Genomic DNA, 26,875 nt, shown 5'->3' with positions numbered 1-26,875 from the left:
ATGCGTCAGGTTCACAGTTTCGCTGCCGGTGCGTGGGTGCCGCCCAGGTCTGGCGCGCGGTCGATTGCAAGCGCTATCACCGGGGACATAATTGCCGAAGCGGGGAATGATGCCTTGGACGTGCAAGGCATGCGCGCCTATGCCCGTGATGTGGGTGGTCCCGCCTTGCGTGGGATGACATTCCATGGCCGCGCGCGGATGCTGAAGGCGTTGGCCTTGCATCTGCGGGAACATCGGCAGGCCCTGTATGATCTGAGTTTCGACACCGGGGCCACGCAGGCCGATCACCTGATCGATGTGGATGGCGGGATTGGGACGATGCTGGTTTTTGCATCGAAAGGGCGGCGCGAAATGCCGGACGCGCAAGTGTATCTGGATGGTGCGCCAGAGCAGCTGGGCCGCGCCGGGCAGTTTCATGGGCAGCACATCTGCACCCCGTTGCAAGGGGTTGCACTGCATATCAATGCGTTCAACTTCCCCGTCTGGGGCATGCTGGAGAAGGTCGCGCCAACCCTACTTGCCGGGGTGCCCGCAATCGTAAAGCCAGCCACCGCGACCTCTTATGTGACAGAAGCTTGCGTGCGGCTGATGATCGAGAGCGGGTACTTGCCCGACGGTGCATTGCAATTGGTATCGGGCGGTGTGGGTGATCTGCTGGATCATCTGGATTGCCAGGATGTGGTAACCTTTACCGGGTCTGCTGATACGGCGCGCACATTGCGCGGCAACGTCAACCTGCTGAACAACGCGGTGCGCTTCACGGCCGAGCAGGACAGTCTGAACGCTTCGGTTCTTGGGCCAGATGCGGAGCCCGGGATGCCGGAGTTCGATCTGTTCGTCAAGGAAGTGCAGCGCGAGATGACGGCGAAAGCAGGTCAGAAATGCACGGCCATTCGGCGGATCATGGTGCCCGAAGCGCAGGTTGATGCAGTGATTGAAGCCATCGGCGCGCGGCTGGAGAACGTCACGATTGGCGATCCGCGGGCTGAGAGCACGAAAATGGGTGCACTCGTGTCTAACAACCAAAAAGTGGATGTATTGGAGAAGGCAATCCAGATCGGAACCGAAGCCGAACATGTGTTCGGAGATCCTGAGAACTTTTCGATGGCGGACAGCAAAGGGGCGTTCCTGCCACCGATGTTGTTTCACTGCGCCGATCCCGACAACGCGCGGGCTGTGCATGATGTCGAAGCCTTTGGCCCAGTATCCACCGTGATGCCCTATCGTAATCTGAGCCACGCGGCGGATCTGCTGAACCGAGGGAAGGGATCACTTGTGGCGTCGATCATCACGCGGGATGGCGATGTCGCGCGGCAGATCACCATGGCCTCTGCCGCGTTCCACGGACGGTTATACTTCAACAACCGTGACAGCATGTCCGAAGCGACCGGGCATGGCGCGCCTTTGCCGCACATGGTGCATGGCGGACCGGGCCGCGCGGGCGGGGGCGAAGAATTGGGTGGCATTCGCGCCGTCAAGCATTACATGCAGCGCACTGCGGTTCAGGGGAGCCCAGACATCCTGACAGCAATTGGACAACGGTGGTTGCCCGGAGCTGCAGAAGCAACCGACAAACCGCATCCATTTACGCGCCCCTTTGGCGATCTGGTCATCGGCGACACGTTCAACAGCGCATCACGCGAGGTGACGTTGGAGGATATCGAGACCTTCGCACATTTCACCGGCGACACATTCTACGCCCACATGGACGACGCGGCCGCAAAGGCGAACCCGTTTTTCCCAGGTCGGGTGGCGCATGGCTATCTGTTGCTCAGTTTCGCCGCTGGCCTGTTTGTGCAGCCAGATCCGGGACCTGTGCTGGCGAACACCGGCCTGGATAACCTGCGTTTCATGAAGCCGGTGGAAGCTGGGGACAGCATCAAGGTGCGTCTGACGGTCAAGGCCAAGACACCGCGCAATGACGCGTATGGAGAGGTGCGCTGGCACGTCACTCTCACCAACCGGGACGACGAGGCGGTGGCTGAATACGAGCTGCTGACGATGAATGCCCACTGACGCCTATTTCCAAGCAATAAGCAGCCTGAGCAGCCTTGGCCCAATGCGTGTTTGGTCCTTGTTAGTCACTGTTTTTGGCGATTTGGCCCCAGATCGGCCCCTTGATGGACCCACCTTGTCCGCCATCATGGGCGAAATCGGGATCAAGCCCGAAGCGTCGCGCGTCGCGCTGCACCGTTTGCGCAGCGATGGATGGGTAGGGTCCGAGAAACAGGGGCGGACGAGCCTGCACAGCCTGACACCCAAAGGGCGCAGCGACAGCAAGGCGGCACGGGCGCGCATCTATGGCCAACCACGTGAAGCCGAGGCCCTCATGATCCTGACCAGCGCGCCGGTCGAGCTGGACCAGACACAGTTCGCGCAAATCGCGCCCCGCGTATTCCTATGCGGCCCGTCCGCCTCAATCCCCTTAGACGCAATAGGGTTGGCGCCACAGTCCCTGCCGAAATGGCTGGGCGCGCAGATTGAAACCGAAGCGATGCGTGACGCCTATAAATCCCTGCACGCGGTGCTGACCGACATTGCGGAGGAACTGGAGGACGGCCTGACTGCAGTGCAAACAGCCGCCCTCAGGGTCTTGATCGTGCATGGGTGGCGGCGTCTGACACTGAAGCACCCGGACCTGCCACGCGCCGCGCATTCATCGGATTGGCGCGGTCATGATTGCCGCGCGCTGGTGTCGCACCTTCTGACCCGCTTCGCGCGACCCGATCTGGATGCGATTAAGGCAACCTAAACCGAGCTTTCCCAACCGCGTCACCCGCGCTATAGCGGGCGCATGACAAACCATCTGCATATTTCCGACCTGCCCGATGATCTGGACCTTGGGCCTGTTGTCGCTATCGACTGTGAAACCATGGGCCTGAACCCGCACCGTGACCGTCTATGTGTGGTGCAATTGTCGGGCGGTGATGGCAACGCACATATCGTGCAGATCAAGCTGGGCCAGACCGACGCTCCGAACCTGTGCCGCCTGCTGGAAGATCCGAACGTGCTGAAGCTGTTTCACTTTGGTCGCTTCGATATTGCCGCAATGCTGAACGCCTTTGGCGCGGTCACGGCGCCGGTTTACTGCACCAAGATCGCAAGCCGCCTGATCCGCACATACACCGACCGGCACGGACTGAAGAACCTGTTGCAGGAATTGCTGGGCATCGACATCTCGAAACAGCAGCAATCCAGCGACTGGGGGGCGGATACGCTGACCGACGCTCAACTGGAATACGCCGCATCCGATGTTTTGTACCTGCACAAGCTGCGCGACGCATTGAATGAACGGCTGGTGCGTGAAGGGCGGATGGAGATGGCGCATGCCTGCTTCGACTTCCTGCCCATGCGAGCACGCCTGGATCTAGCGGGCTGGCCTGATACGGACATCTTTGCACACTCATGACCGGCAAGACCCCTTTCATCGACACTGCCCGACGCGTCATCCGCAGTGAGGCGGACGCGCTGACTGTCATGGCTGACCGGCTTGATGGCAGCTTTAGGACGGCTATTGACCTGCTGTTGCATGCCAATGGCAGGGTCATTGTCACAGGGATTGGCAAATCTGGCCATATCGCACGCAAGATTGCAGCGACACTTGCCAGTACAGGCACACCTGCTCAATTCGTGCACCCGGCCGAAGCAAGCCATGGTGATCTGGGCATGGTCACGCGATCTGATGTGGTGCTTGCCATTTCCAATTCAGGCGAAGCACCTGAACTGGCAAACATGATTGCCTTTTCGCGCCGGTTCGATATTCCGTTGATCGGAATCACCAAGGCCCCCCAAAGCGCACTTGGCAATGAATGTGACGTCGTCTTGCAATTGCCCGATCTGGGCGAGGCCTGCGGCACAGGGGTCGTGCCGACGACCTCGACGACGCTGACCCTCGCTATGGGCGATGCGCTTGCCGTGGCTTTGATGGAACATCGTGAATTCACGGCGGAACACTTTCGCGAGTTTCATCCAGGCGGCAAGTTGGGTGCGCAATTGGCACGTGTGTCCGATCTTATGCACTCTGGATCTGCTTTGCCGCTGGTCAACACAGACACTACCATGGCCGATGCGTTGCTTGAAATAAGCGAAAAAGGGTTTGGCGTTGTTGGCGTATTGGACGACGGCGGCAGCCTGATCGGCATTATCACCGACGGTGACCTGCGGCGTCACATGAGCGATGGGCTGCTGGACTTGAAGGCAGAGGATGTGATGACCATGTCTCCCAGAACAATCGGCCCTGATGTTTTGGCACAAGAGGCAGTCAGCATTATGAATGGGCGGGCGGGCGAACGGTCTGTGACATGCCTGTTTGTGGCTGAAGAAGAGAATAGCAGTGCGCCAATGGGTCTGATTCACATCCACGACTGCTTGCGCGTGGGGCTGGGTTAAGGGAAATGGCATGGACGGCTATTCAAAACTTGTTGCCTGGCTCAAGGTGTTGCTGCCTCTGACGGCGCTTGGTCTGCTGTCTACGTTGTTCCTGTTGTCGCGCAATATTGACCCTATCGCATCGGTACCCTTTGCAGAAACCGAAGTTCAGGAACGGTTACGTGGGCAGCAAGTGACGGCCCCGTTCTATTCCGGCACATCTTCCAGTGGCGACCGGATATCCGTTTCAGCGGGCACCATGGCGACAGCCGACGATCAGAATAATGCAGCAACCGATCTGGCTGCACATATCGACCTGTCGTCCGGCACACGTGTTGTTCTGTTTTCGGACTCGGGTGAATTTGATCTTGCTGGAGGTGCATCTTCTTTGGCCGGAAATGTCGTGATCACCACGTCGACCGGATACAAGCTGAATTCCGACGAACTATTGACCGATTTTGATCGTATGTCGGTGAGATCGCCCGGGCCTGTGACCGGCACAGGGCTGTCGGGAACGCTGGAAGCGGGCGAAATGAGACTCGAAAAAACCGACGGCGGCGAAAATGCCCATTTGGTTTTCACAAAGGGCGTAAAGTTGATATACCGCCCGGAAGAATTGGAAGAGTGATAGACCCGTGACTATTTTGCGTGCCATAGCCTGCCTGCTCGTACTGGGCCTGATCACACCGCTTTACGCCCAGGGGACGCAGGTCGCATTTGGCGCGATCCGGCAGGACACGTCAGCGCCGGTTGAGGTCAGTGCAGACGAGCTGAACGTGGATCAGACCACAGGTGCAGCGATCTTCACCGGAAACGTGGTGATCGGACAGGGTGAAATGCGCCTTTCTGCGCCCCGCGTCCTGATTGTCTATCGCGAAGATGAGGCTGGCATTGAGCGGATGGAAGCGACGGGCGGCGTAACGTTGGTGTCTGGTCCCGATGCCGCCGAATCGCAGCGTGCCGATTATAGCATCGACACAGGATTGATCGTGATGACTGGCGACGTGCTGCTGGCACAGGGACAAAGCGCCATCTCGGCGAACCGAATGACCGTAAACCTGGATGACGGCACCGCGCGGATGCAAGGCAGCGTCAAAACGATACTGCAAACCGGCAACAACTGATGGCAGCACCCGATCTTAAAGTGGCCGGCGGGTTGTCCGGTCTGCGTATATCGCACTTACGCAAATCCTATCGCAAGAAACTGGTCATCCGCGACTTTTCGATGGAATTGAACCGGGGCGAGGTCGTTGCCCTGCTGGGTCCCAACGGATCCGGAAAGACAACCACGTTCTATGCCGTGGCCGGGTTGGTCACACCGGAAGGTGGCACCGTCACATTGGACGGCACAGATGTTACCAGCTTGCCCATGTATCGCCGTGCCCAAATGGGCATCGGGTATCTGCCGCAGGAAATGAGCATTTTCCGCGGCTTGAGCGTGCAGGACAACATCCTTGCCATCCTCGACATCACCGAACCGGACAGACACAAGCGGCGCGAGCGGCTCGAAGAACTGCTGAGCGAGTTTTCCATTGAACACATGCGCAGGGCCCCTGCGCTGGCTCTGTCAGGTGGGGAACGACGCCGGGTCGAGATTGCCCGTTCGCTGGCCGCAAATCCCAACTACTTGTTACTGGATGAACCTTTTGCCGGGGTCGATCCAATCTCGGTTGGAGATATTCGGCACCTTGTTGCGGATCTAAAAAAACGCGGCATTGGCGTTCTGATCACAGACCACAATGTACGCGAAACGCTCGAAATTGTGGACCGGGCCTATATCCTCCACGATGGGCAGGTGTTGATGTCAGGCACGCCGCAAGAAGTCGTGCAGAACGACAATGTACGCCGGGTGTACCTTGGCGAAAATTTCCGTATCGGGTGATCGAAACGCTGTTCGGCGCGGTCGCTTTTCATTGACAGACACCAGCGTTTTGGCGTGCAATAGGGTATGGCTTTGACGCTGTTCCCGATCCGCGAGTCGTTCATCCTGATGTCAGGGTGGCCGAATGGTCAGGTTCAGGCAAAGCCACTCCCGCACTTCTAACAGCACATCGCCGTGTCGGTCATCGACAGGGAAAAGTGCGCGTTGCGGACACACCATAAGGAGCAAGAATGCAGTATCAAATCAGTGGCAAACAGATCGATATCGGTGAAGCGCTGCAAACCCACGTACGGGATGATTTGGGCACGGTTGTGCAGAAATACGCCGAACGCCCAACAAACGCCCAAGTGGTGTTTTCCAAGTCTGCGCATGAATTCGTATGTGAAGCAACGGTGCACCTGTCAACGGGATTGACTGCCCAGGCAAAAGCCCATGCCACTGAAATATATGCAGCTTTTGACGGCTGTTCCGAGAAAATGGAGAAGCAATTGAGGCGTTACAAACGCCGTCTCAAAGACCATCACAAGGAACGTGCACAGCCGGTTGAACTCTCTGGCGCGGCCTCTTATATCCTCGCGTCTGACGAAGGAGCTGGCGACTCGGAACCCGAGACGCTGCAACCGATGATCGTGGCCGAGATGGAAACCAAGATTCCATCGCTGTCGGTTGGTGAAGCGGTCATGCAAATGGAATTGGCGGGCGCCCCAGTGCTGGTGTTCCGGAACGAAGGAAAAGACGGGCTGAACGTGGTCTACCGTCGCGAAGACGGGAACATTGGTTGGATCGACCCGTAAGGGATCGGTGCCAAGACGCACCGACGAGAGAGCAGAATGAACTTTGGGACTCTTTTGAAACCCGAGGCGGTCAAGGTTGTTACCTCCGCCTCGTCCAAGAAACGGCTTTTTCACGAGATCGGTGATCTCGTGCAATCTGCCTATGATCTGAATGCGGCGCTTGTTGTTGAATCGCTAATTGCGCGCGAAGCGCTGGGACCCACAGGCGTAGGACATGGTGTTGCCCTGCCGCACGCACGCCTGGATGGTATCTCGGACGTTATGGGTGCATTTGTTCTGCTCGACAAACCCATCGACTTTGATGCGGTCGACCGCCAGCCGGTCGATATTGCCTTTGCCCTATTCGCCCCGGAAGAGGCGGGCGTGGAACACCTCAAGGCATTGGCGCTGGTGTCGCGGACACTCCGCGACACTGCAATCTGCAACAAGCTGCGCGCCAATCCCGACGCAAGCACATTGTTTGCAATCCTAAACGAAGCAAAGCCTGCGCAGGCAGCCTAGGTCGGCGCCCAATCCCTAAAGCCGAACATCAGGTAGTCGCACGCATAGGCTGCACGCGCCAAGCCCTCGATCTCTGTGTCATAGATATCGGTCAATTTGTGGGGCGTATCGGTGGCAGGCGCATCAAGTTGAGGCGCATCCGCAAGACCGATTGAGGCACCCAACTCCGCCAACTCATGTGCAAGTGTTTCAGCACGCATCAGACGATGTGGCAGCGCATATTCAGCAAACCCTTCGACTGTCTTGGCTTGACTGGCCCAGTCCGGGTCCACGCGTATAGCCGTTTGACCGTTCAGGTTAGCTTTTAAAAACCTCAGGAACGCTGCAAACGCATCGCGGTGCGCAACCTTGTCATAGGACACATCGGAAGGATCATCGGGCAACGCCAGTTTGTACCGTTTGCCCAAGGTCGCCCGGATTCCGCCATACCCGCCCTGTCCCGTGTTCAGAATACGGTGACAGAACACAGCGTGCGCGCGCTCCAGCGGATGGCGCAATACCGAAAAGCTGCGGTGACCGGGGTTAGCCCGCATCCAGTCGCGCATATCGTTCTGGGACAGTCTGGACTTGGGCTGGACCCCCTTTGCCTTGTCCAGCGCATTCAACCAGCCCAGCGCCTGGTCGTCAGGCCAGCCGCGGATTGGCAGATACAAAATCGGCTGGGATTGGCTGGCAAAGTAGGTGGGCACAGCCGCTCCGCGCCTTGGTTCGAAATTAGGCGTTCGGGTCAGATTGAACTGGTCAAGGTCCAACAATGCCTTTTGCATGTGCCCAAAGTTGCTGACCTTGTCGGATAGAGCACTGGGGTTTTGCACCTTCAAGCTTTTGTCCAACGCATCGAGCTGGCTATCGACACCAAGCCACTTGGCCAATCCGTTCATCGCCTGCAGGTTCTGCAAATCTTCATAGCCCACATAAAACGCCGTCTGGCCCGAGAACTGTAGACGGTTCAGCAAGGTGACCTGAAATTCTTGAAGCGCGCTGAGATGGGTGACGAATTCATCGGCAACAAAGGTGGCCTTGCCGTCTTTGCGCGCCTTGGCGTCTGTCAGCTTCCACTGGCCCGTTGCCTGCGCGATCTTCCACGACACATAGCTGTCCACCGGGTTGCGGGTTAGCACAATCTTGGCGCATTTGGGATCGTCCATAACCTTGTCAAAGATACGTAGGTCATGGTCGTGAAAGTATCGAAACCCACTGAGATCGGGAGTTTTCTTGATCTCACGCAGCAATGTTTTGGGGTCCGAATCGCGCATTTCCTGCGTGATACCAAGGATCCCATCGGCGTTCGGATATCCGATGAAGAATGGGTTGAACGCCTCACCATGACAGGACAGGCCGTCGAACGCATTCAGGTTGGTTTCCAAAAAATTTGAACCTGTCCGCATTTCTGCAAACACGACGAAATAGTCGAATTTAGCCATATCAGATTAACGCACCAAGTAAGGTTTGCGCGCGGGATCCGGGGCGGGTTTCGGGCCCAGCGCAACAGGAAAATCACCCATAAGATAGGGGTGCATTCCCTGATTTTTTAGGTTCTGCAGGAATTGGCCAAAGCCGGTCAGATTGGCCAGCTTCGGCACTTCGGACAAGCGGCGGGTGTGGGTCAGGCCGATCTCATCCAAGATACCCTGAAGCGGCTCCATCGGCGCCTCGACGAATTCGGCCATAGTCCAAACGCGAATACGCGCCTTGGCATAGGGCGAGCGCAGTACATTAAGATGGTCACTTTCAAGCTTTTGCAGGCGCGCTGCTTCTTTCCGAATATCCATAAAGTTCATGTTCGAACGGAATAACGGTACGGACCATGCACCGGAGATGACAGAGATCTGCGCATTCGGATCCTTGGCCACGCGCCAATTGATACTTTGGTTGTCAGCAGGGCCGAACTGGAAACACTGCCGCTCACCCCGCGTGTTCCAGATCAGGTTTGTCAGAAACGAATTCGGATTATAATCACGCGCTTTCGCGCTGTCGCTAAGGGCACCGTTCAGCGTGGCCTGCCCTTCGGCAAACTCGACCCGATCAGGGTGAAACAGGTGCCCATGCACGCGCGCGCCCGTCGCCTTGGCCAACCATGGTTCGAAATTCTCGAAAATCTCTGTAAAGCCCTGGAACACCGAGTAGGGGGCCGCGGTCACGCCGTTTTCCCAATCCTCGTTTGGAAAGCGGCTTTGCATGTACAAGCCCGGACGCCCGCGCGTCCGCCGTTCAACGGCTTTGGCAAAGATGCGGTCGATCTTGCCGGGATTGGGTTCTGTACGCTTCATCGCGCCTGCCGGGTCTGTCAGGAATGCTTCGTACAGACGATTGGCATGGGGCCAAATCTTGCGCGCGACAAAACAATCTGATCGCCGCAGAAGTTGCAGATGGTCATCATAAAAAATGTGCGGCTTGCCCTGAAAGTCGAACTTGGACAGGGTCAGTGATCTGCTTTCGATTTCAATCGCATATTGCCGGGCCAGCGTCTGGTAGTAGCTTTCGTCAGGGATCCATACCCGCTTGAAATAAGCATCATACTCTTTTCGGTCTGGTCCTTGAAGGATCGCCGACAGAGTCTGCCGCGTGAGACACCACCACTGGCTGCCCATGTGCGGCACCAGACCCACGGGTATCCTGCGTTTTGTTCCCAGCCTGCGCTGCAGTTCGACATATTTGTCGAAAAGGAGCCGTTGTCGTTTCCACGAAAATGGGAAGCGCAGCGTAAATCGTTCATGGTCGAGCCCTCCGACGGTCCAGGGTACGTCGGCGGTCGTTGCACTTTCGATGAAATCTGTGCGAGGGCGGGCAGCAAGGTAATCCACCAATTCTTCGACCGGGCGCAGGGGCAGGCACGACCCCGAAGCGAGGTAGACATGCCGCACATCTGCGAACTCGGTCAACATGAGTTCAGACGCAGCCTGGCTGGCCGCAACAATGCTCCAAGTGCCCCACTCGCACCGGAAGCGTTTCGAGAACTTGATGATCGGGATGTCAGACAACGCCTTGGTAAATGTGGCATATGTCTTGTTCGGCACATTCACATCGACATGGATGACAACCGGGCATCCACCCATGGCCCAGAACCGCGCTGCCTGTTCCGCACGATCAAGCGCGGTATGCACAAGCATGACGATACCAACACTCATGCCCAGTTCCCCTTGGACATAAGGCCCAGGATCTCAAGTTGGCGCCAGTTGATGTATTTCTCGGACCACTTGCACCACAGATCAGGGTCATCGCGCAGCGTTGCTGCATAGGCTTTGTACTCAACTGACGCCGCATAATGCTGTTTGCGGTCCAGTTCTTCTGACGCCTTGGCAGTGAATGTGTCCAGAAACTTGGCGTGCAACAACACTCCCGAGGCCTTTTCACCACCCCATTCGTCATAGACCTGATTTAGCCCACGTGGCAGCAACATGTGTGTGGAACTGGCATACGCATAGCGCCGATCCCACTTTACCAGCGGCATCTTGTTCAGCGCCGGTGCGCGCTCCGGCTCCTCCGGGAAAAAGACACGGGATCGTGGACCGCCCTGAATCCAAAGATTGCCGAGCCTGTTGTTCTTCGTGATCGTGTAGTTTCCACTGTCAAACCAACTCGCAATTTCCATTGGGTTCTGGCCAGCAGCATAGGGTTGCTCATCCAACCGGCCCTTTGGGTACATATCCAACAGCATGGCGGAAAAAGACTTGATCGAGGACGCATCAAGCCAATCGGTCAACGCGCGCAGGGGCCGCGTATCGCAAAACGGATAAATCAGGAACTCGTCCGGATCCACGACCAGGGTCCAATGCCCGTGACCGTATTTCATTTGCAACCAATTCAGCCAATCAACGCCAAATCGCGATCGCTTGTAGCTCGCTTCTGTGGACCAGACCGATACATCGGGCTGCTGAGCCAGATAGTCCAGCGACCCATCCGTGCTGTCATTGTCAACGATCAGGAAATGATTGATCCCCATTTCGCGATAGTAGTTCAAGAAATAAGGAAGCCGGACCGCCTCGTTCCGGAGTGTTGAAAAACACAGTAGGTCATTTGCGCGAATCTGGCCGGTACGATTGACAATACGAGACAGCTCACGGCGCTTCCGGAACGCCCGGATACGCCACCGCTTACGCTGAAGTCTCAGCCGATATGACTGCCAAGCGCCCAAATTGCCCCGTCCTTTGCCAGCCGACTTTTCGGTCTCACTCGCGCCTATCAGGTCAACCTTAACACAGTCTTGAAATGCGCATCCCAACTGGGCGGTTCAAACTGTGGGTGCTTTGGCTTGAGTGGCCCTGCCCCGGCCAGTGCGTTGATCGTCTTTATCCACAGATAACGATCTGAAACGCTTGCGTAAATGGGAATGTCGCCCAGGAATTCACCAAAGACACTGAGTGTGTTTACAACAACAGGGACGCCCCGTGCCGCCGCTTCGACGGCAGGCATACCGAACCCTTCAGCATGAGATGGTAGCAAAACACCCGCTGACCCGTCCACAAGTGCGGCGAGCGCACCATCACTCAGGCTAGTCACTTCACGGATACTGCCGCCCACAGGCAGCGCATCAAGTCGGGCAAATACATCCTCATTTTTCCATCCGCGGCTCCCGGCAATCACCAGCGTCGGTGCGTCAGCACCCATCGTTTCCCAAAGATCCAGCAGAAAGGCGTGGTTTTTGCGTGGTTCAATTGTCCCGATGACCACGAAATACGGCCACGTCGGAGGCAGATCATCGGGCAGATCATCCGGGCAGGCGGGTGACACATCTGTTCCCAAATGCGCAACAATCGACTCAGGTGCACGGCCGTGAAGGAACATCTCGGTCCGCTGCTTGGTGTCTTCCGAGTTGTAGATGACAAGATCAGCATATCGCCCGATCCGATCGATCATCGCCGCGAAGGGTACAGCGGCCCCATCGCGTTGGTATTGCGGAAACTCAATTGGAATAACGTCATGCACAAAAACCGCGATCGGGATGTCGACGGTTTTCAGCGTACGCAGCACGCGCTCAGTCAGGTTGGAATGTCCCGTGTTCAAATAAGCAGTACCGGACGGCAGATGCCTGCGCAACATACCCGACAAGCCGAACGGAGGCACGCGCGCAAGTGCGTTGCGGCGCGCCAACCTCCACGCGGATTTGCTTTGTCGATCAGGCATCGTGCCATCCGGGCCAGATAGAATGGGAACAGCATCAGCGACACCGCTTGGGTCCAGGAGGATGTAACCCAGTCTTGATCGGATCAGCCCGAAAAGAGGCTCTGGCATATCCTGCAGCGCCCGGAGATATGCCAGTTCAACACGGTCCACTCCGGTCAGAACACGACCTGCCCGACGCGTCAGGCGCGTCAGGTCCAAGAGACGCGCGCTTGGCCGCTTATGTGTTGTAGTGGCCAGTTTGGTGTCGTCCCCAGACGTAGGTAATCATGGTTTCAGGCGTGGACCGGGTCAGGTCCATCCAAGTTTAGCCTGCACGCGTGGCGATCAGTACACCAACTTGGTGCGGTGCCCGACACGACATTCGCAATGTGTATAAGATACGGACTGATTGGTTACGGCAATAGGCATGTACTGATCAAAAACCGCGTCAGGTGCGGCCCTGTTCACCAGATTGCTTTATATCAGTGGATCGAAAGCAGTGGCGTCCCACCAATCTGTTTGCGGATTGCCAAGTGTGACAGGCCACTTCCAGAGCCGCCCGTCACACAAACATGTTTCACGTCACAGCCCCGGCTTACTCAGCGGCCTTGTCCATTTGGACAACATCACGAATGTATCCAAGAAGGTCATCCCGCAACTCGTCCCGGGCCAGGCCAAACGCAACTGTTGCCTGCAGGAAGCCGGATTTAGAACCACAATCAAAGCGCTGACCGCGGAAACGGAAGCCATACACACCGTCTTCGCCGCCGATTTCGCTGGCGATTGCGTCGGTTAGCTGGATTTCACCGCCTGCGCCAGATTTCATCTGGTTGAGCGACCGCAAGACTTTGGTGGTCAGGATGTACCGCCCGATCACGGCAAGGTTGGACGGTGCTTCGCCCTCCGCAGGTTTCTCAACCATGCCCTGTGCCTCGACCAATTGGCCCATGTCGTTCTTGATATCGAGAACACCGTATGAAGATGCCCGCTCGGGCGGGACCTCCATGGCGGCGACAATGTTGCCACCCGTTTCGTTATAGGCCTCAACCATCTGCCGTAAACAAGGTGTATCGGCCGCGATCACGTCGTCGGGCAGGATGACAGCAAAGGGTTCATTTGCGATCAGGCGCCGGGCACACCACACAGCGTGCCCAAGGCCAAGTGCCTTGTGCTGGCGGATATATGCAATCGCGCCGCTTTCCATGTTGGTGTCTTTGAGGGTTTCAAGAAGCTTGTCCTTACCCTTCTTACGCAGCTCCTGCTCGAGAGTCGGAGCATGGTCAAAGTAGTCTTCAAGCGCGCCTTTGCCGCGGGAAGTGACAAAGATGAACTCTTTGATCCCGGCGGCTCTTGCCTCGTCAATCGCGTATTGGATCAACGGGCGATCAACGAGCGTCATGATTTCTTTGGGCACCGATTTGGTCGCCGGTAGGAACCGAGTCCCCAAACCTGCAACCGGAAAGATCGCCTTGGTTACCTTTTTGCGCATTGCTACCCTCTGCTTACAAAGCTCATGTTTTTAATGTCACTACTACTAAAGCCGGTTTAATAAATGTCCAATTGTTCAAAGCAAGTCGACACCGGCTAAGTGTTGCCTAGACACGCCGAAAACGGTCAATTGATAAGCCGCTGTTTGCCGATGCGGCGCGTTTCTGCCGCTACTCGTTCAGAGAAACTAAACATACGAAAAACGGGCGCATTTCGCATCGACCTGCCGAATAATCCACCACTTTGTTCCCAAAATCCAGCCGTATCAAACCGAAGACGATGCCTCAGTGTCGTAGGCGAGAAAAGAAACAGCGTTACGATCTCGCCATGCTGTGCACGTCGGGCCGCTTCGGCCCTCAGTCGCCGATGCTGCCAGCTGCGCCCCGCCAGAACAACGGACATACGCTTTTGCCATGGAAAGGGTTTGAAAGCCGAGATTGGACTGCGCGACACTTGGGCGCCACCACGTTGGCGCATCAACCCCTGTCCGTAGCCCCGATCCAAGCGCGACAGTAAATAGCGCACATCCCGAGGCAGGAGCCGCCCCGCAACCATGTGCGTCAAAACCCGCGCCCGCTCATCATTGCGAATCGCGCGCCAGTGTTTCCTGCGTTGACCCTCGGGTAAGTACTTGCGCTGAAACACTGCCCAGCTTGACCCGATATCGAACAAATCGCGCGGTACACGATCCCCGCGCCTGCGCGGGCTAGCCGCGAACCCATGGTGCACTTCCGCCATTGGCACGATGGCCGTTGCATGACCGGCATGGGCCAAACGCAGGTTCAGGTCGGTTTCATCCAGATAAAATGCAAATCCGGGATCGAACCCTTCCAGTGCCACCAGCACATCGCGGCGCACGGCCATGTTGGTGCCTTCTGTCTTGGTTGCGTGCTGTCCCTTTGGCGTCAAAAGGGTGGCACGGTTCTGGCTGACATCGAACGGCTTGGTATCACCCATTGTGTCCACGGTACGGGCCTGCCATTGCCATGAAATGCCGTTGCGTCCACGAACAAAGCCGCCGACGGCCGCGACATGCTCACGATCCGTTGGCGCGACAAGCTGGTGAAGCCAGCTGGGTTCCGGCACCGCATCGTCGTCAATGAACGCCACAATGTCACCTGCCGCGTGGCTGATGCCAAGATTACGGGCTTCGGAGATATTGGGCCGGTCGAATTCAATCAGTTTGACCTGATCGGCAAACGGCCCCGCCCGAACTGCTTCGCAGCCCATCGGGTCTGCGATGATCACAATCTCAAACGTCGGATACTGGAGCTGCGATAGCCCAGTAAGGCACCAGGTCAGCGCGGTCGGCCGGTCGCGGCTTACCACCACAACGCTGACCGCAGGTTGCGTCATGCCACTCCCATCTCTGCCATCATCGCCTCGATCCGGGGGACGTCGGCGGGGTTATTCAACTCCCAGAATTGGCGGCCGCGCGCTTCGACCTCGACGCACAAGACCTGACGCCCGTTTTCAAGGAAGCGTAGCTGTTCCAAGCCTTCCAGTGTTTCGAGTGGCCCCACGGGCCACATTGGATAGGCAGCGAGAGCGTCCGGCCGATATGCATAGACACCCACGTGATGGAACACCGGCGTATCGGCATCATCGGCATAGGCGGCGTCGGTAAAGGGGATCACCTCTTTCGAGAAATACAGCGCTTGGCCAGCGGTGCCGAATACGGCAGTTGTGCCACCAACACGACCTGCTTTCCGATCCTCCAGAAAACCATGCAGGGTTGCGCCGTCACATCGCAACACCGGTGTTGCGATCTCGGCATCGGGTGCGGCGCGCAAGCCGGCCACCAGCCCTTCGATGAACCACGCCGGGGTAAGTGGCGCATCACCCTGCAAGTTGACCACTATCTCGTAACCTGCACCTAGCGCCTCGTGCGCTTCAGCGCAGCGCTCGGTCCCATTGCCGCAGGTTTCGGACGTCATCACCACCTCGGCCCCAAAGGCTTCGGACGCGTCCTTGATCCGATCATCATCCGTCGCCACCACAACGCGGTCCACGCCTTCCACGGCCAAGGCCGCACGCCAACTGCGCTCAATCAACGTTTGTGACTGCCCGCTTGCACCAGCCAGCGGCACAAGCGGTTTACCCGGGTAACGGGACGACGCATAGCGCGCCGGGATAACGATCAAGACGGACATCAGGCCGACTTCAGATCAACGGCTGGGGCATAGGCAATGAAAAACGGGTTGGCATAGCCATCCTTGCCGTAGATCAGCGGGCTGTGGTCATCGAAGCGAACAACCTTGCCACCGGCCCCGGCCAATACAGCGTGACCAGCGGCAGTGTCCCATTCCATTGTACGGCCAACGCGAGGGTAGATGTCCGCCTCACCCGTCGCCACAAGGCAGAACTTCAGCGACGAGCCAGCGCTTTTCATATCTTTGACGGCATATTTGTTAATGTAGTCATCCGTGGCCTGATCTCGGTGCGATTTCGACGCGACCACCATGAGTGCACTGTTGTCGCTTGCAGCCACGGACAAGAGGGTCATGTCACCCACCGTGTCTTTGTCGAGCGCACCTGTCTCTTCTACCGTCTTGCCATCTGCTTGCGTGTAGAACATGCGGCCCTTGGCAGGCGCATAGACTACGCCGCGGGTCGGCACCCCATCCTCGACCAACGCGATGTTTACTGTGAAATCTCCACGGCGGTGAACGAACTCTTTGGTCCCATCAAGCGGATCAACAATCAGAAATGTCTTGCCGGTTGTATCGTGGGTGGCCGCCTGCTCTTCGGTCACAAGCATCACATCTGGAAACGCAGAACGAAGCCCGGCCGAAATCAGCGCATCCGCCGCCTCATCGGCTTCGGTCACCGGGCTGTCATCCGATTTGACTTTCACGTCAAAGTCGTCGGCACCATAAATCTCCATGATTTTGTCGCCTGCTTCCAAGGCAAGTTTACGGATCACAGGGATTAGCTCGTTATAGTTCATCAAGTAGCCTCCTTGGCTGAGGATTTGTTGAAAACAACCCGCGTGATCCTTATGATGCCGTGATAACGGAACGGCAAGATTTCCCTGCGACCTTCGCACTCTACGAGGCAAAACCGCTCATGTTTCAATCAACGCGCAAACCGCAGTCGGGGCTTGGCAGCGCCGTTGCCATGTTCGAGGTGATCTATCACTCGATCGTGCGCAGCGTGCGCAAAACCCATAACAACGCCTTTTTGGCCATCGCAATGAACATGCTTCAGGCGGTAATCTTCGTCATGGCCTTCTATGTCATGTTCTCGGTTTTGGGTCTGCGCGGGGCTGCAATCCGCGGCGACTTCTTGCTGTACATCATGACTGGCATTTTCCTGTATATGACCCACACGAAGTCACTGGGGGCCGTGGTTGGGGCCGAAGGACCCGCGAGCCCGATGATGCAACACGCGCCGATGAACACGATTGTATCGATCTGTTCGGCGGCGATGGGCGCGCTCTATGTACAGGTGCTGTCGCTGTTTATGATACTTTTTGTCTATCACGTAGCCTTCACACCGGTGGAGATCGAAGATCCGTTTGCGGCATTCGGGATGCTTCTGCTTGCGTGGTTCACGGGCTGCGCGCTGGGACTGGTGTTGCTGGCCATCAAGCCTTGGTTTCCCACCTTCGTCTCTATATTCACCCAGATTTACCAGCGCGCGAACATGATCGCGTCAGGCAAGATGTTCGTGGCGAACACGCTGCCGGGGTTCATGCTGGCCATGTTCGATTGGAACCCGCTTTTTCACACCATTGACCAATCGCGCGGCTACACCTTCATCAACTACAATCCACGCTATTCCAGCTGGGAATATGCGTGGTGGGTCGGCGTCATTCTTCTGATGGTCGGCCTGATGGGCGAGTTTTACACCCGTCGCCACGCATCTATCAGCTGGAACGCGCGGCGATAGCACTGCGCGTTCAGGTCTATTTTTCGCGTCAAAAGCTCCAGCGCGCGCCTACTATGTAAGACGACGCGTCCTGAAAACTCGTACCCGACGTGTCAGAGTATGAATAGTCGCGGTATCCAAAATACGCCTCGACATTCTGCTGATCAAAATCCTGAACAATCGCAACGCCGAAGGCATCTGCATCGTCCCCATTTGATACAGAATCAGATGCCGAGAAGTAGTCCAAGGACACTGCCGTCGAACCAACGTTCAACCAATCCGCCTCGTACCCGACTTTGGCATAGACATAGTTTCCGGCCGTGTTCCGATCACCCGCGGCAAAAGCAAAGTTCAGACCGCTGGGCAGTTTGACACCCACGGATCCAAACGTATCTTCGCGATCTTCGCTGCCAGGACGCTCACGCACTTGGTACCCGATGCCCGCTTCGACCTCGGTTGAGCCAATACTACCTTCGTAACTGACAGCGATGTCATAGAATTCATCGTCACTTTCATCGTCTAGAATGTTCTCGCCCACCGCAAATGACGCGGTGAACCCGCTGAATGCCGGGGTGTCGTAACGAACCCGGCCGGCGCGCGTACCGTCAAAACTGGCAAAGGCATCACCAACTTCGATCCCGGTCAGAGCGCCTGCGGTGTCTCGCAATTGGAATCCACCGGCAACGTCGCCAATCGCTATGGATGTTGCCAGCCCCGTACCGGATGAATCGAATTGGCCGACACCATCGGATGCCATACTGCCCTGACCGGCATAAAACGTACCAAACTGCGCGGTCCGATAGATTAGATCGACATGTCGCAAATTCTCTTGATCCCAGTCGAAATCATCGGGATCGGACGTCTGGCTGAATTCATCACTCGCGGCAAAACCGATGGATGTCTCAAATCGGAATGTCAGCTCATTCTCGCCAAAGGGCTGTGTCAGACGAAAACCCAATCGCGAAGACGAAGATTCGTTGTCGGCCAGTTGGCTGTTATCGTCTTGTCCATCATCGAAAGAAGTGATTGCAAAATTCAAATGGCCATAGGGCGTAAAAGTCCCGCCAGAAGCGTTTTCATATGTGGGCCCGGCCAGACCGGGTGTGGCCGCCATCCCCGCAAAGCAGGCAACAGCAGGTAATGAGAGCCGTGTATGTGTCACGATATGTGTCCAGTCATATTGTGGCGCCACGGGCAAACGAAGCTATTCACGCAAAGCCAGTGCCGCGCGGATTGAAAACGTTATGTGATGCTAGCGCGCAAGTGGTGTGGGGAAGATGGCGCGCTGTAAGAAAGTTAAGAACTGAACTACATAGTTCAATGACGTGTTATCAAACTTTTACAAAATTCCGCGAGCAACCCGACAGGTGAGATTTAGTCGACCGCCATACGGCAACAACGAGGACGATCCAAGGCGGATCCGGTCCAAACCGTGATATGTCAGGCGGGCGTCGCCCCCCATGATCATCACATCCCCACTTTCAAGCCAAAGCGATTCTGTCTTGCCACCGCGCGTCGTGTTGCCGATGCGGAACAACCCCGCATCGCCCAATGATACCGACAAGACAGGCCACTTGAAATCCGCCTCGTCCCTATCCTGATGCATCCCCATGCGCGCGCCTTCCCCATAGTAGTTGATCAGGCAGCAATCCGGGGCCTTTTCCAGCCCGGTCAAATCATGCCAAAGGCGCAACACAGCATCAGGAATCGGAGGCCAGTCCACCCCGCTTGGATGTTTGTCTGCATAGCGGTAGCCAGAGCGATCCGCGTACCATCCCAGCGCCCCGGCCGAGGTCATGCGTACGGACATTGGTTTGCCATAGGGTGTCTCGGGAGAGAACATGGGCGCCGCTTCAGCAACCTGTCGGATATCGGCAACCAACCCCGCCTGCTGCTCCGGATCCAGATACGCCTTGTAAATATCAAATCCCCGTACAGTGACGCGCATTGCCCACTCCCCTTCAGTTATGTGCAATTTTGCTGTTTTGAGGCCCGTTACAATGGTTGCAGCGTCTATTCACCCTCCTTATATACGCCGCAGCGCGCACGAAATCGTGCGCAATTCTATGCGTGGCGTCGATGCCGAAACGGGTCGCCGCCTCGTGTCATCGCCTTGAACTGATATGAGGGATCGAAAACATGGCTAAAGTCATCGGTATTGACCTTGGGACTACAAACAGCTGCATCGCCATCATGGATGGCAGCCAACCCCGGGTGATTGAAAATGCGGAAGGTGCACGAACCACACCGTCCATCGTCGCTTTCACCGAAAGCGAACGGCTCGTTGGCCAACCGGCCAAGCGTCAGGCCGTCACCAACCCCGACAACACCATCTTTGGCGTCAAGCGCCTGATTGGCCGTCGCAACGACGACGCGGATTTGGCCAAGGACAAGAAAAACCTGCCCTTCGCCGTGATCGATGGCGGCAATGGCGACGCGTGGGTCGAAGCACGCGGCGAAAAGTATTCGCCCAGCCAGATCTCTGCATTCATCTTGGGAAAGATGAAAGAGACGGCCGAAAGCTACCTTGGCGAAGACGTGACCCAAGCGGTCATCACCGTTCCTGCCTATTTCAACGATGCACAACGCCAAGCGACCAAGGACGCAGGCAAGATTGCCGGCCTCGAAGTGCTGCGGATCATCAACGAACCGACAGCTGCCGCGCTGGCCTATGGCCTCGACAAGGAAAACTCGCAAACCATCGCGGTTTATGACCTTGGTGGTGGTACGTTCGACGTGACCATCTTGGAAATCGACGATGGCCTGTTCGAAGTGAAATCCACCAACGGCGACACGTTCCTAGGTGGTGAAGATTTTGACATGCGGATCGTCAACTACCTGGCGGGCGAATTCAAAAAAGAGCACTCGGTCGACCTGACCGCTGACAAGATGGCGCTGCAACGCCTGAAGGAAGCGGCAGAGAAGGCCAAGATTGAACTGTCCTCCTCCAGCCAAACCGAAATCAACCAGCCCTTCATCTCGATGGGATCGAACGGTCAGCCGCTGCACATGGTAATGAAGCTGACGCGCGCCAAGCTGGAAAGCCTGGTGGGTGACCTTATCAAGGCGTCGATGAAGCCCTGTGCCGCAGCGTTGAAAGACGCGGGTCTGTCGGCTTCGGACATTGACGAGGTTGTTCTGGTCGGCGGTATGACCCGCATGCCCAAGGTGATCGAAGAAGTGACCAAGTTCTTTGGCAAGGAACCCCACAAGGGTGTGAACCCTGACGAAGTGGTTGCCATGGGCGCTGCCATTCAGGCCGGTGTTCTGCAAGGCGACGTCAAAGATGTCGTACTTCTCGACGTGACCCCGTTGTCGATGGGGATCGAAACATTGGGTGGTGTATTCACGCGCCTGATCGATCGCAACACCACGATCCCAACGAAGAAATCGCAAATCTTCTCAACTGCAGAAGACAACCAGAACGCTGTCACCATACGGGTTTTCCAAGGTGAACGCGAAATGGCGTCGGACAACAAGATCCTGGGTAACTTCAACCTCGAAAACATTCCACCTGCCCCGCGCGGGATGCCTCAGATCGAGGTGACCTTCGATATCGACGCCAATGGTATCGTGTCGGTCGGCGCCAAGGATAAGGGTACCGGCAAGGAACAGCAGATCACGATCCAGGCATCGGGTGGTTTGTCGGACGCTGACATCGAACAGATGGTCAAGGACGCCGAGGACAATGCCGAGGCGGACAAGGAACGCCGCGAACTGATCGAAGCAAAAAACCAGGCCGAAAGCCTCATCCACTCGACCGAAAAGTCGCTGGAAGAGCATTCGGACAAGGTCGACCCGACCACGGTCGAAGCGATCGAGCTGGCAATTGTCGCGCTCAAGGACGAGATCGAAACCGAAAACGCCGACAAGATCAAATCGGGCATCCAGAACGTGACCGAAGCGGCCATGAAGCTGGGCGAAGCGATCTACAAATCGGCGCAGGAAGACGGTGAAGACGAACCGCAGGCGGCAGATGAACCGCGCGCGGACGAGGATGACATCGTCGACGCCGAATTCGAAGATCTCGACGACGACAAACGCGCCTGATTTTGGGCCTCAGAGGAACCAATCACGAGGCCGGCCACACTGGGCCGGCCTCAGACGTTCCAGCAAAGGACATAATCCATGGCAAAACGTGACTATTACGAGGTGCTTGGCGTCTCTAAAGGCGCATCCGCCGACGAGATTAAGAAAGGCTATCGCAAGAAAGCCAAGGAACTGCACCCGGACCGCAACTCCGACAATCCAAACGCGGAGGCGCAGTTCAAAGAGGCGAACGAAGCCTACGATGTGCTGAAGGATGCCGACAAGAAAGCAGCCTATGACAGGTTTGGCCATGCCGCCTTCGAAGGAGGCATGGGTGGTGGTGGCGGACGTCCCGGAGGCGGCTTTGGCGGCCAAGGAGACTTTGGCTCTGCCTTTTCGGACGTATTCGATGACCTGTTCGGCGATTTCATGGGAGGCCAACGCGGCGGTGGTGGACGCCAACGCGCAGCGCGCGGCTCTGACCTGCGCTATAATTTGCGTGTATCGTTGGAAGACGCATTTGCGGGGATGCAGAAAACCATAAACGTGCCCACATCCGTGCAATGCGACAACTGTTCTGGCACCGGGGCCGAAGGCGGATCAGAGCCCACCACCTGCCCAACTTGCTCTGGCATGGGCAAGGTGCGCGCGCAGCAAGGTTTCTTTACCGTCGAGCGTACCTGCCCTACATGTTCCGGTCTTGGCCAGATCATCAAGGATCCCTGCAAGGTCTGCTCGGGTGCGGGTCGGGTCGAAAAAGACCGCGCGCTTTCGGTAAACATCCCCGCAGGCGTTGAAACGGGTACGCGCATCCGTCTCGCTGGCGAAGGTGAGGCTGGTATGCGTGGCGGACCGTCAGGCGACCTCTACATCTTCATTGATGTGGCCGACCACAAGCTGTTTGAACGCGATGGAACAAACCTGTTCTGCCGCGTGCCGGTCAGCATGGGCACTGCCGCCTTGGGTGGGTCAATCGAAGTCCCAACCATCGACGGCGGACGCGGACGGGTGCAAATCCCGGCGGGTTCTCAGTCGGGCCGCCAAATGCGTCTGCGGAGTAAAGGCATGCCGGCCCTGCGTGGTGGAGCGGCAGGTGACATGTTCATTGAACTGGCGGTCGAAACGCCCGTGAATTTGACCACCAGACAAAAGGAACTGCTGCGCGAATTTGAAGAACTTTCCGAGGAAAACAACCCGGAATCCTCCAGCTTCTTTTCGTCGGTCAAATCCTTCTGGGACTCGATGAAAGGCTAACGCCGTAGGTAAGGCGGAGTTAACTCCGCCTTACGCATTTAATCCCCGGTGTACAGCAGCAGACAAATCTGCGTGGCGGATCAAGATCCACGCCAGACCCGCTTCTTCAACTTCTGAGCCTTGGTTAATCCTTCGCTAACCTAAGTTACGGCACTCTGGCGACATGTCGCATTTCGCAGAACAGCCCCTACCTTTCGATCTGGATGAGGCCACACCCATCCCACTTCCCAAGGGACGCACCCCATCCTACATGGCGGATCATCGCAAACGCTTGCGCGCACGGTTCATGAACGGGGGTGCCATTGCCCTGCCTGATTACGAGATGCTGGAACTTGTTCTGTTTCGTGCCATTCCCCGGCAGGATGTCAAACCGCTTGCCCATGCGTTGATGGCTGAATTTGGTGACTTCAACCGCGTGGTGACTGCCCCGGTTGAACGGCTGCGCGCTTTCAAGGGCGTGGGTGACGCCGTCATCTGCGAATTGAAGATCGTGGAGGCCGCTGCACAGCGCTTGGCGCGGGCCAAAATAATGAACACGCAAGTGATCACCAGCTGGGACGCACTGCTTGACTATTGCCACACCACCATGGCCCATCGCGAGACGGAACAGTTCCGCGTGCTTTATCTGGACCGCAAGAATGTTCTGATCGCGGACGAAGAGCAGGCCAAGGGCACCGTCGATCACGTTCCGGTCTATCCGCGTGAAGTGGCCAAACGGGCGCTGGAGCTGAACGCATCCGCCCTGATCCTGGTCCACAACCACCCATCAGGTGACCCGACCCCAAGCCAGTCAGATATCGACATGACCACCAAGATGGAAATGGCCTGTTCCGCCCTCGGTATCACCCTGCATGACCATCTGATCGTGGGCAAAAGTCGCGAACTGAGCTTCAAGTCCGAAGGGTACCTCTAACGCACCCACACTTCGACACGCCGGTTGGCTTTGCGGCCCCAAGCACTGTCATCACACGCCATTGGAAGCGCCTCTCCAAAGGCGTCCACAACCAGTTGGATCCGCTCAAAATTTGCCGTCTCTGCCGCCGCTACTACGGCGCGCCGCACTGCATCGGCACGCCGGAGGGCGATATCCCGATTGGCTGTAGCAGGACCATCCCCATCGCTGAACCCAACCAGTAAAACCTGCCGCGCGTCGTACTTGCCCTGCTCCATCGCCCGCGCCAGTTGTTGAACATTTGACCGCGACTGCGCGTCCAAACGCACCGACCCTGCCTCGAACCGGAAAGAAGTCGTCAGGCGTGACATGCCATAGAACGTACGCGTCATGCGCTGTAGCTCCTCAAGCGATATCTCCGGGCCAGCGGACGTTACAGCGTTGGCAAAGCGATAGCCCTGATCGTTGATCGAAACCTCTTCAGGGGCTTGGTCCACGAATCCGGCCCGCCGAATGACAACTTGCGCCGAGGGCCCACGTGTAAATGCGAGAAACTCCCGCCCAATCTTGGGCAACCGTCTTGCAGGCAGATACAGAAACATCGGTGCGGTGAGTGGATAATCCTCGGTCTTGATCGTCTCGCGGCCCGCCGAAAGTGAGAACCCACAGGTCCCGGTCAGTGTAAGGGCGCGTGCATCGCCAGTATCAGCATAGCTCGCGATGCCAATAGCAAAAGGGTCGTTCAGAACAGCGTCCACCACGTCCAAGCCACGATCATGACGTATTATCCCATCAGCAAAGGCAGCGCGTGCGGGACCCATCACATCATCCTCAACCGATTGGCCAAGACCCGTCCGTGCATCCGGCAAGTGCAGAGAAATTGGCGCATCCGCGCCGCCCAGATCGGACCAGTTCGTGATACCTCCGGCAAACACAGCCGCCAGATCCTGAGGTGAAACACGGTCGACCGGGTTCGATGGTGCAACAATGGGCACCATGGCATCCAGCGCCAGCACGCGACTGCGATTGGCTTGGGTCATATCCCCCATGCCCGCATCACGCGCGCGCTGTCTTTCGTCGGCCCGTATCTCGCGTAACGCCATAACGATATCTGCGTCGTTGGCAAGGAGATCGGCAAACCCTTCATCAGTGGTGGACACGTGGAAAAAGAAACGGGCGACGGGTTTGCCGGTTTCTATATCCGCCAGTTGGTAAACGAAATTACGGGAATCTACTTCTTCCCGCTCCGCCTGGTAGTTGTTGCGCAGGGCGAACCCTTCGATCAGCGCAGGCATCAGGACCGCGCCCATGGTCGACGATCCGGACACGCTGATCTCGGCTACAAAGTCCTGCAGGTTGGGGCAAGCAGGTCCATCACACAGCACGCCAGACCCATCCACAGTCAGCTCACCGTAGACAGTTTCGATGCGGTAGAATTCACCATCAAACCCCAGAAGCGTCCCGCTAAGTTCCACCTGTCCATCCGGTGAAGTCAGCGTGACGTCCTGCGCAATAAGAATGGTTCCCCAAAAAGAAAGTGCGGCGAAAATCGCCGCACGTATCCAAGCCATGATAAGCCCTTGTCGCTGCGGTCAGTTGCTGGCGACTTTCAGGTCTGAAACCAAATTGTTCAACACCAGAAAACTGCCAACTGCGTCACAACCGGGCACGGCCAAGGTCAAATCTTGGGTTTTTATCTTTCCGCCCGCCATCATTTCCAGCGATTGCGCTTCAACCTCAAGTCCACAGTTAGCCATGGTCACTTCGGCCTCAACGCTCAAATTGATTGTACCGGATCTGGCCGACTTCCCTGAAGGATAGGTATAAACCTCGGCCATCAACGGCTCTACCGATCGGCTATCACCCAAACGGATGATGTATCCGTTTTCACCTTGGGTCATACCATCGGCATTCTGGTCAACGCCCGACCAAATGTGCCCGTCCTGTCCATACTCCGCACCAAACTCACGTGCGTGCAATTTGAAACCGGCGCGCCCGCGCCATTGCACCGTTGTACGTTCGTATTGGGTGAGGTCCGGCACGGTCGCTTGAGCAACGGCACCGTCACCATTTGTCAAAGCCAGAATGAACACCGCTTGTTCCATCAACGCCGGAACCGTGACTGTCAACTCGCCCGCTGCATCAGTTGTTTCGGTGAACATCATGCCGTTGTGGTGCACTGTCAGTCGTTCATTGATAGCACATGGCGCAGCCAAGGTCAGCGTAACCATGGCAGCCGATACAACTTCGGCATTTGCTGAAATCTGGCACCCGTCTGCCAATGGCAGGTTATCCGCGTCTTCAGGCAGTTCCGCTGTCACGGGGACTGAAACACGTTGCACGTTGCTGTCCGTTCGCGGAACAGGCATCGACTCGGCGTCACTGGCCGAAGTCAATTCGATCTCTTGCACCTCGAGCAGAATGTCAGCGCTGGCGTTTCCACTCAGCGGTTCGTCCGCCTCAGTGACCGCAGACAGCGTTGCTGGCCGCGCGGCTGCGCCATATCGCTCCTTTGCAGACTCGCTGCTTTGCATGACAAAGCCGATACCTATTGCAATCGACAATGTCGCGACTCCGGTCGCGATCTCTTTTACACGTCGCATTGTCCCATTCCCTTCCCACGGATTGGTTCAGGATCGGAGTCGCATAGCAACGCGGCCAGGTTGTGACCGGTGTTGGGAGTCTTTGAGG

At 57.0% G+C, this 26,875-nt stretch carries 25 protein-coding genes; 13 read left to right on the top strand and 12 right to left on the bottom strand.

Translation table 11 applies throughout. The annotated features are described in order from the left end of the window. From paaZ to Q1A75_RS02420, 9 genes are all read left to right on the top strand, one after another. A complete protein-coding gene (gene paaZ, locus Q1A75_RS02460; RefSeq protein ID WP_299548109.1) occupies positions 1-2,016 on the top strand; it encodes a phenylacetic acid degradation bifunctional protein PaaZ in 2,016 nt (671 codons plus the stop codon). Beyond that, complete coding sequence (locus Q1A75_RS02455) at positions 2,006-2,752, top strand: PaaX family transcriptional regulator C-terminal domain-containing protein (RefSeq protein ID WP_366142162.1); 747 nt, start codon at positions 2,006-2,008, stop codon at positions 2,750-2,752. Before paaZ ends, Q1A75_RS02455 begins: the two co-directional genes overlap by 11 nt. A gap of 42 nt (positions 2,753-2,794) precedes the next feature. Next, positions 2,795-3,409: a ribonuclease D gene (locus Q1A75_RS02450; RefSeq protein WP_299548106.1), complete on the top strand. Its 615-nt coding sequence runs from the start codon at positions 2,795-2,797 to the stop codon at positions 3,407-3,409. After that, positions 3,406-4,389: a KpsF/GutQ family sugar-phosphate isomerase gene (locus tag Q1A75_RS02445; protein ID WP_299548103.1), complete on the top strand. Its 984-nt coding sequence runs from the start codon at positions 3,406-3,408 to the stop codon at positions 4,387-4,389. Before Q1A75_RS02450 ends, Q1A75_RS02445 begins: the two co-directional genes overlap by 4 nt. Positions 4,390-4,399: 10 nt before the next feature. After that, positions 4,400-4,996, top strand: coding sequence for a hypothetical protein (locus tag Q1A75_RS02440; RefSeq protein ID WP_299548100.1), 597 nt, complete (start codon positions 4,400-4,402; stop codon positions 4,994-4,996). A 7-nt stretch (positions 4,997-5,003) separates the two neighbouring features. Continuing rightward, a complete protein-coding gene (lptA, locus tag Q1A75_RS02435; RefSeq protein ID WP_299548098.1) occupies positions 5,004-5,492 on the top strand; it encodes a lipopolysaccharide transport periplasmic protein LptA in 489 nt (162 codons plus the stop codon). Further along, entirely contained in the window at positions 5,492-6,250 is a 759-nt protein-coding gene (gene lptB, locus Q1A75_RS02430) for an LPS export ABC transporter ATP-binding protein (RefSeq protein ID WP_299548095.1), read from the top strand. Before lptA ends, lptB begins: the two co-directional genes overlap by 1 nt. Positions 6,251-6,480: 230 nt before the next feature. Next, positions 6,481-7,044 carry a ribosome-associated translation inhibitor RaiA gene (gene raiA, locus Q1A75_RS02425; protein WP_299548092.1) on the top strand — a complete coding sequence of 188 codons (564 nt, stop codon included), beginning with the start codon at positions 6,481-6,483 and terminating at the stop codon, positions 7,042-7,044. Between the two features lie 36 nt (positions 7,045-7,080). Continuing rightward, positions 7,081-7,545 (top strand): PTS sugar transporter subunit IIA, encoded by a 465-nt coding sequence (locus Q1A75_RS02420; RefSeq protein ID WP_299548089.1) that lies wholly within the window; start codon positions 7,081-7,083, stop codon positions 7,543-7,545. Here Q1A75_RS02420 and Q1A75_RS02415 read toward each other — a convergent pair. The 8 genes from Q1A75_RS02415 to cysQ form a co-directional block, all read right to left on the bottom strand. Further along, the gene (locus Q1A75_RS02415; RefSeq protein ID WP_299548086.1) at positions 7,542-8,969 is read right to left on the bottom strand and encodes a nodulation protein NodH; all 1,428 of its coding nucleotides are present in this window, start codon (positions 8,967-8,969) and stop codon (positions 7,542-7,544) included. The two genes, Q1A75_RS02420 and Q1A75_RS02415, sit on opposite strands and share 4 nt — an antisense overlap. Before the next feature lie 6 nt (positions 8,970-8,975). Further along, positions 8,976-10,673 carry a beta-1,6-N-acetylglucosaminyltransferase gene (locus tag Q1A75_RS02410; protein WP_299548083.1) on the bottom strand — a complete coding sequence of 566 codons (1,698 nt, stop codon included), beginning with the start codon at positions 10,671-10,673 and terminating at the stop codon, positions 8,976-8,978. Next, positions 10,670-11,680, bottom strand: coding sequence for a glycosyltransferase family 2 protein (locus Q1A75_RS02405; protein ID WP_299548080.1), 1,011 nt, complete (start codon positions 11,678-11,680; stop codon positions 10,670-10,672). Before Q1A75_RS02405 ends, Q1A75_RS02410 begins: the two co-directional genes overlap by 4 nt. Positions 11,681-11,727: 47 nt before the next feature. Next, complete coding sequence (locus tag Q1A75_RS02400) at positions 11,728-12,867, bottom strand: glycosyltransferase family 1 protein (RefSeq protein ID WP_299548077.1); 1,140 nt, start codon at positions 12,865-12,867, stop codon at positions 11,728-11,730. 376 nt (positions 12,868-13,243) lie between these two features. After that, positions 13,244-14,137 carry a UTP--glucose-1-phosphate uridylyltransferase GalU gene (gene galU, locus Q1A75_RS02395; protein ID WP_299548074.1) on the bottom strand — a complete coding sequence of 298 codons (894 nt, stop codon included), beginning with the start codon at positions 14,135-14,137 and terminating at the stop codon, positions 13,244-13,246. 125 nt (positions 14,138-14,262) lie between these two features. After that, positions 14,263-15,492, bottom strand: coding sequence for a glycosyltransferase (locus Q1A75_RS02390; RefSeq protein ID WP_299548071.1), 1,230 nt, complete (start codon positions 15,490-15,492; stop codon positions 14,263-14,265). Beyond that, positions 15,489-16,289: a manno-octulosonate cytidylyltransferase gene (locus Q1A75_RS02385; protein WP_299548068.1), complete on the bottom strand. Its 801-nt coding sequence runs from the start codon at positions 16,287-16,289 to the stop codon at positions 15,489-15,491. The genes Q1A75_RS02390 and Q1A75_RS02385 overlap by 4 nt, the downstream gene beginning before the upstream one ends. After that, complete coding sequence (gene cysQ / locus Q1A75_RS02380) at positions 16,289-17,086, bottom strand: 3'(2'),5'-bisphosphate nucleotidase CysQ (protein WP_299548065.1); 798 nt, start codon at positions 17,084-17,086, stop codon at positions 16,289-16,291. The genes Q1A75_RS02385 and cysQ overlap by 1 nt, the downstream gene beginning before the upstream one ends. 119 nt (positions 17,087-17,205) lie before the next feature. Here cysQ and Q1A75_RS02375 point away from each other — a divergent pair, with 119 nt between their 5' ends. Continuing rightward, on the top strand, positions 17,206-18,030 hold the full coding sequence (locus Q1A75_RS02375; RefSeq protein ID WP_299548183.1) for an ABC transporter permease: 825 nt from the start codon (positions 17,206-17,208) through the stop codon (positions 18,028-18,030). A 28-nt stretch (positions 18,031-18,058) separates the two neighbouring features. On the opposite strand, the gene Q1A75_RS02370 is transcribed toward Q1A75_RS02375, so the two are convergent. Beyond that, complete coding sequence (locus Q1A75_RS02370) at positions 18,059-19,171, bottom strand: porin (protein WP_299548062.1); 1,113 nt, start codon at positions 19,169-19,171, stop codon at positions 18,059-18,061. Positions 19,172-19,348: 177 nt separating this feature from the next. Next, positions 19,349-19,957, bottom strand: coding sequence for an alpha-ketoglutarate-dependent dioxygenase AlkB (locus tag Q1A75_RS02365; RefSeq protein ID WP_299548059.1), 609 nt, complete (start codon positions 19,955-19,957; stop codon positions 19,349-19,351). Between the two features lie 191 nt (positions 19,958-20,148). Here Q1A75_RS02365 and dnaK point away from each other — a divergent pair, with 191 nt between their 5' ends. The 3 genes from dnaK (at position 20,149) to radC (ending at position 24,205) form a co-directional block, all read left to right on the top strand. Continuing rightward, positions 20,149-22,059, top strand: coding sequence for a molecular chaperone DnaK (gene dnaK / locus Q1A75_RS02360; protein ID WP_299548056.1), 1,911 nt, complete (start codon positions 20,149-20,151; stop codon positions 22,057-22,059). 78 nt (positions 22,060-22,137) lie between these two features. Further along, on the top strand, positions 22,138-23,292 hold the full coding sequence (gene dnaJ / locus Q1A75_RS02355) for a molecular chaperone DnaJ (RefSeq protein WP_299548053.1): 1,155 nt from the start codon (positions 22,138-22,140) through the stop codon (positions 23,290-23,292). Between the two features lie 163 nt (positions 23,293-23,455). After that, positions 23,456-24,205 (top strand): DNA repair protein RadC, encoded by a 750-nt coding sequence (radC, locus tag Q1A75_RS02350; RefSeq protein WP_299548050.1) that lies wholly within the window; start codon positions 23,456-23,458, stop codon positions 24,203-24,205. Here radC and Q1A75_RS02345 read toward each other — a convergent pair. Both Q1A75_RS02345 and Q1A75_RS02340 read right to left on the bottom strand, forming a co-directional pair. Next, positions 24,202-25,755 carry a substrate-binding domain-containing protein gene (locus tag Q1A75_RS02345; RefSeq protein ID WP_299548047.1) on the bottom strand — a complete coding sequence of 518 codons (1,554 nt, stop codon included), beginning with the start codon at positions 25,753-25,755 and terminating at the stop codon, positions 24,202-24,204. The genes radC and Q1A75_RS02345 overlap by 4 nt on opposite strands. Before the next feature lie 21 nt (positions 25,756-25,776). After that, on the bottom strand, positions 25,777-26,787 hold the full coding sequence (locus Q1A75_RS02340) for a hypothetical protein (RefSeq protein ID WP_299548044.1): 1,011 nt from the start codon (positions 26,785-26,787) through the stop codon (positions 25,777-25,779). Positions 26,788-26,875 lie beyond the last annotated feature (88 nt).

This window comes from uncultured Tateyamaria sp. (assembly GCF_947504105.1).
Lineage (GTDB): Bacteria > Pseudomonadota > Alphaproteobacteria > Rhodobacterales > Rhodobacteraceae > Tateyamaria.
This window is presented reverse-complemented; position numbering and strand designations above follow the sequence as displayed.

What these genes read in the sequence shown, in the direction of transcription:
- Q1A75_RS02420 (WP_299548089.1), top strand. Translation starts at nt 7,081, where the DNA reads ATGAACTTTGGGACTCTTTTGAAACCCGAGGCGGTCAAGGTTGTTACC.
- Q1A75_RS02365 (WP_299548059.1), bottom strand. Translation starts at nt 19,957, where the DNA reads ATGCGCGTCACTGTACGGGGATTTGATATTTACAAGGCGTATCTGGAT.
- paaZ (WP_299548109.1), top strand. Translation starts at nt 1, where the DNA reads ATGCGTCAGGTTCACAGTTTCGCTGCCGGTGCGTGGGTGCCGCCCAGG.
- Q1A75_RS02390 (WP_299548071.1), bottom strand. Translation starts at nt 15,492, where the DNA reads ATGACGCAACCTGCGGTCAGCGTTGTGGTGGTAAGCCGCGACCGGCCG.
- cysQ (WP_299548065.1), bottom strand. Translation starts at nt 17,086, where the DNA reads ATGAACTATAACGAGCTAATCCCTGTGATCCGTAAACTTGCCTTGGAA.
- Q1A75_RS02410 (WP_299548083.1), bottom strand. Translation starts at nt 10,673, where the DNA reads ATGAGTGTTGGTATCGTCATGCTTGTGCATACCGCGCTTGATCGTGCG.
- Q1A75_RS02440 (WP_299548100.1), top strand. Translation starts at nt 4,400, where the DNA reads ATGGACGGCTATTCAAAACTTGTTGCCTGGCTCAAGGTGTTGCTGCCT.
- galU (WP_299548074.1), bottom strand. Translation starts at nt 14,137, where the DNA reads ATGCGCAAAAAGGTAACCAAGGCGATCTTTCCGGTTGCAGGTTTGGGG.
- Q1A75_RS02340 (WP_299548044.1), bottom strand. Translation starts at nt 26,787, where the DNA reads ATGCGACGTGTAAAAGAGATCGCGACCGGAGTCGCGACATTGTCGATT.
- Q1A75_RS02345 (WP_299548047.1), bottom strand. Translation starts at nt 25,755, where the DNA reads ATGGCTTGGATACGTGCGGCGATTTTCGCCGCACTTTCTTTTTGGGGA.
- radC (WP_299548050.1), top strand. Translation starts at nt 23,456, where the DNA reads ATGTCGCATTTCGCAGAACAGCCCCTACCTTTCGATCTGGATGAGGCC.
- dnaK (WP_299548056.1), top strand. Translation starts at nt 20,149, where the DNA reads ATGGCTAAAGTCATCGGTATTGACCTTGGGACTACAAACAGCTGCATC.
- Q1A75_RS02450 (WP_299548106.1), top strand. Translation starts at nt 2,795, where the DNA reads ATGACAAACCATCTGCATATTTCCGACCTGCCCGATGATCTGGACCTT.
- Q1A75_RS02385 (WP_299548068.1), bottom strand. Translation starts at nt 16,289, where the DNA reads ATGTCCGTCTTGATCGTTATCCCGGCGCGCTATGCGTCGTCCCGTTAC.
- Q1A75_RS02375 (WP_299548183.1), top strand. Translation starts at nt 17,206, where the DNA reads ATGTTTCAATCAACGCGCAAACCGCAGTCGGGGCTTGGCAGCGCCGTT.
- Q1A75_RS02445 (WP_299548103.1), top strand. Translation starts at nt 3,406, where the DNA reads ATGACCGGCAAGACCCCTTTCATCGACACTGCCCGACGCGTCATCCGC.
- Q1A75_RS02415 (WP_299548086.1), bottom strand. Translation starts at nt 8,969, where the DNA reads ATGGCTAAATTCGACTATTTCGTCGTGTTTGCAGAAATGCGGACAGGT.
- Q1A75_RS02455 (WP_366142162.1), top strand. Translation starts at nt 2,006, where the DNA reads ATGCCCACTGACGCCTATTTCCAAGCAATAAGCAGCCTGAGCAGCCTT.
- dnaJ (WP_299548053.1), top strand. Translation starts at nt 22,138, where the DNA reads ATGGCAAAACGTGACTATTACGAGGTGCTTGGCGTCTCTAAAGGCGCA.
- lptB (WP_299548095.1), top strand. Translation starts at nt 5,492, where the DNA reads ATGGCAGCACCCGATCTTAAAGTGGCCGGCGGGTTGTCCGGTCTGCGT.
- raiA (WP_299548092.1), top strand. Translation starts at nt 6,481, where the DNA reads ATGCAGTATCAAATCAGTGGCAAACAGATCGATATCGGTGAAGCGCTG.